This window comes from Clavibacter sp. MX14-G9D (assembly GCF_032917815.1).
Classification (GTDB): Bacteria; Actinomycetota; Actinomycetes; order Actinomycetales; family Microbacteriaceae; genus Clavibacter; species Clavibacter michiganensis_K.
The window spans coordinates 1-4,010 of record NZ_JAVCVL010000237.1; the positions used below are offsets into that span (position 1 = coordinate 1).

Annotated in this window: 2 protein-coding genes; both read left to right on the forward strand. The window is 74.6% G+C overall.

Features of this window, described 5'->3' with window-relative positions; translation table 11 throughout:
* Positions 1–147 precede the first annotated feature (147 nt).
* On the forward strand, positions 148–1,356 hold the full coding sequence (locus Q6969_RS13815) for an ROK family transcriptional regulator (RefSeq protein WP_317230957.1): 1,209 nt from the start codon (positions 148–150) through the stop codon (positions 1,354–1,356).
* Positions 1,357–1,515: 159 nt separating this feature from the next.
* Positions 1,516–4,010, forward strand: a 2,495-nt coding sequence (locus Q6969_RS13820; protein WP_317230958.1) for a glycosyl hydrolase 2 galactose-binding domain-containing protein, incomplete at its 3' end; no start/stop codon positions are given.

Sequence of the window (4,010 nt, forward strand, 5' to 3'; positions counted from 1 at the left end):
GCCGCGAGCGCGGCGGGGTGCGCGGGGGCGGGCATGGATGCAGTATCGCCCATCGGCCGGGAGGCCCCGGCGGCCCGCACGCGTACGGACAGCCGGGGAGCCCTAGGATCGCAGGGACGAGAGCGGGGTCGGGTGGTCAATCCACGGGTGACGCTGACCACGGCGACCAGCAGGGGCCTCGTCCTCGACCTGGTCCGCAGCCGCGGGCCCATCAGCCGCGTGCAGATCGCCGAGCTGACCGGGCTGACGCAGGCCACCATCTCCAAGATCGTCCGCGCGCTCCTCGCCGACGGCATCGTCGCGGAGACCGGCGAGCGCGAGTACACGGGCGGCAAGCCGCGCGTCATGCTGCAGATCAACCCCACCGCGCGCTTCGCCGTGGGGGTGCAGCTGGGTGCTGACTCGATCACCTACGTCGTCACCGACGTGAACGGGTCGATCGTCGGCCGGACCCGCACGCGCGGCGCCCGGGACGCGCCGCCGGACGACGTGACCGCCGCCATCGGGCGGCGCATCGGCGTGCTCCTGCCCGCGCTGGGGCTGGATCCGACGCGCGTCGCGGGCATCGGCCTGGTCGCGCCCGGCCCCCTCGACCTCGCCGCCGGCAGCGTGCTCGACGCCCCCACCCTCCCCGGCTGGAGCGGCTACCCGGTGCGCGGCGCCCTCGCCGACGCGACCGGGCTGCCGGTGCTCCTCGACAACGACGCGACAGCCGCGGCGATCGGCGACTTCTGGGGCGGCGACGTCGCCGACGCGGTGGCGCACTCCACGATCTACATGGGCGCGGGCGTCGGCGCGGGCATCGTGCTCGGCGGCACGGTCTTCCGCGGGTCCAGCTCGAACGCGGGCGAGCTCGGCCAGATGCGCATGCACCGCGGGGAGGCGCCGCGCGGGCCGTCGACGGAGGAGCTGGCGGGCCCGGCGGCGGTGGCGGCGCGTGCCCGGCAGGCTGTCGACCAGGGCCGGGAGGCCGGCTTCGCGCTCAGCGCCGACGCGGATCCCTTCGCCGACTTCGCCGCCGTCGCGGCCGCGGCCGTGAAGGGCGACGCGCTCGCCGTGGACCTCGTCACGGAGTCGGCGGAGCACCTGGCGGACGCCGCGATCGCGCTCGCGAACCTGCTCGACCTCGACTCGCTGTCGCTCGCCGGCCCGTCGTTCGAGACCGCGGGCAGCCTGTACCTGCAGGTGGTGGAGCGGCGGCTCGACGCGGGCTTCTTCGCCCGGTCGCGGCACCGCGTGCGCGTGCAGCTGTCGGCGCACGTGGCGGACGCCGCGGCGGTCGGCGGCGCCGCGCTCGTGCTGCAGCAGGAGCTCTCGCCGCGCACGCTCGGCCTCGTGACGCCCGCGCGGGGCTGACGCCGTACCGCGTCCGGGGTAGTGGCCGAGGTCGCGTCCGCGGCCGCGCCGCCGTGCCGGTTGACATTACTTAAGTCGGGAACGAAACTAGGTCGGTCGCCTGGGACCGGGTCATCCGGCAGGCGGAGCGCAGTGCCGCGCTGACCCTGGAAGGACCCCATGCCCCACCTGAGCCTCGACGGCCCCTGGACCCTCACCGCCGTCTCCGGAGCCGCGCCCGAGGGCATCCTCGGCCGCGACGTCCCCGCCACCGTGCCCGGATGCGCGCACACCGACCTGCTGGCCGCCGACCTCATCACGGATCCCTTCGACGGCGACGCCGAGGCCGCGCAGCAGTGGATCGGCAGCACCGTCTGGCGCTACGCGCGCACCTTCGACTGGCGGGACGACGGCTCGGAGCGGCACGACCTCGTCGCCGACGGGCTCGACACGCTCGCGACCGTGGTGCTCAACGGCACGGTGGTCGCGCAGACCCGGAACCAGCACCGCTCCTACCGCTTCAGCGTCGGGCACCTCCTGGTCGCCGGCGAGAACCGCATCGAGGTCGTGTTCGACGCGCCCGTGGAGGCTGCCGAGCGCCTCTCGGCGGAGCACGGCGGCGCGCTGCCGCACGTGAACCACCACCCCTACAACGCGCTGCGCAAGAACGCGTCGAACTTCGGCTGGGACTGGGGCATCGACGTCGCGACGAGCGGCATCTGGCGCTCCATCGGCATCCACTCCTGGTCGGGCGCCCGCATCGCCGCGGTGCGCCCGCTCGTCGACGTCTCCGGCGGTACCGGGATCCTCACGACCGCGGTCGAGATCGAGCAGTCGGGCGCGCGCGCCTCGGTGCCCGTCACCGTGCGCGTCTCCCGCGACGGCCGCGAGCTCGCGGCGGCCACCTCGGACGTGCTCGCCTCCGGCAGCGTCGTCGTGGCCGTCCCCGACGCCGCGCTCTGGTGGCCCGTCGGGCACGGCGCGCAGCCGCTGCACGACGTCGAGGTCGAGGTCGCGGGCGACGTCCGCCGCACCCGCGTCGGCTTCCGCACGGTCTCCCTCGACACCACGCCCGACGAGCACGGCAACCGCTTCGAGCTGCGCGTGAACGGCGAGCTCGTGATGATCCGCGGCGCCAACTGGATCCCCGACCACGCCTTCCTCACGGAGATGACGCGCGAGCGCTACGGCCGCCGCATCGACGACGCGCTCGACGCGAACATGAACCTGCTGCGCGTCTGGGGCGGCGGGATCTACGAGTCCGAGGACTTCTACCAGCTGTGCGACGAGCGCGGCGTGCTGGTCTGGCAGGACCTCCTGTTCGCCTGCGCCGCGTACGCGGAGGAGGAGTGGCTGGCCGCCGAGGTGCGCGCGGAGGTGCGCGAGGCCGTCACGCGGCTGTCGCCGCACGCGTCGCTCGTGGTCTGGAACGGCAACAACGAGAACATCGTCGCGTTCGCCGAGTGGGGCTGGCGCCCGCGGCTCGCGGGCCGCACGTGGGGGAACGGGTACTACCGGGAGCTGTTCCCGGCGATCCTCGCGGAGCTCGACCCGAGCCGCGTCTACACGCCCGGCAGCCCCTACTCGTTCGACGACTACCTCCACCCCAACGTCGACACCGACGGCACCGTCCACATCTGGGACGTCTGGAACACCAAGGACTACACCGCCTACCGCGAGTGGAACCCGCGCTTCGTCGCGGAGTTCGGCTTCCAGGGGCCCGCCGCCTGGACGACCCTCATGAGCACCGTGCACGACGAGCCGCTGGACCCGTACGGCCACGAGATGCTCGTGCACCAGAAGGCCCACGAGGGGAACCTCAAGCTCGAGCGCGGCATGCAGGGCCACCTGCCCGCGCCCGCGGGCATCGACGACTGGCACTTCGCCACGCAGCTCAACCAGGCCCACGCGATCCGCTTCGGCATCGAGCACTTCCGCTCGCTCGCGCCGTACAACACGGGCACGGTCGTCTGGCAGCTGAACGACGACTGGCCCGTGGTCTCCTGGGCGGCCGTCGACTTCTCGGAGCGCCGGAAGCCCCTCTGGCACGCCCTGCGGGACGCGTACCGGCCGCGGCTCGCCACGTTCCAGCCGCGGGACGGCGGCCTCGCGCTCGTCGTGCTCAACGACACGGCCGAGGCGCTCGCGACCGACGTGGAGATCGCGCGCGTCGACGTCGACGGCGACGTGCGGGCGAGCGCCACCGTGCGCGTCGAGGTGCCGGCCCGCGGATCGGCATCCTTCCCGGTGCCGGCCGACCTCGCCGCGGCGGGCGACGCCGCACGCGAGATCCTGGTGGCGACCGCCGCGTCCGGCCTCGACCGGGCGATCCTCGACCTCGCCGAGGTCGTCGACCAGGCGCTCGACGCCGACCCGCTCGTCGCCGCGGTCGAGGAGACCGCGACCGGCTGCCGGATCACCGTCACCGCGACCTCCTACGTGCGCGACCTCACCGTGCTGGCGGACCGCGCGCACCCGTCCGCCGCGGTCGACCGGGGGCTCGTCAGCCTCCTGCCCGGCGAGACGTGCGTGCTCACGCTCACGGGCGACGGGCCGATCGACGCCGACGCCGCCCTGTCGCCGCTCGTGCTGCGGCACGCCAACGGGCTCGTGGCGGCCGCCGCGCACCCGGGCGGATCCGCGGACGACGCCGTGGGCGCGGAGGCCGCGCGGGC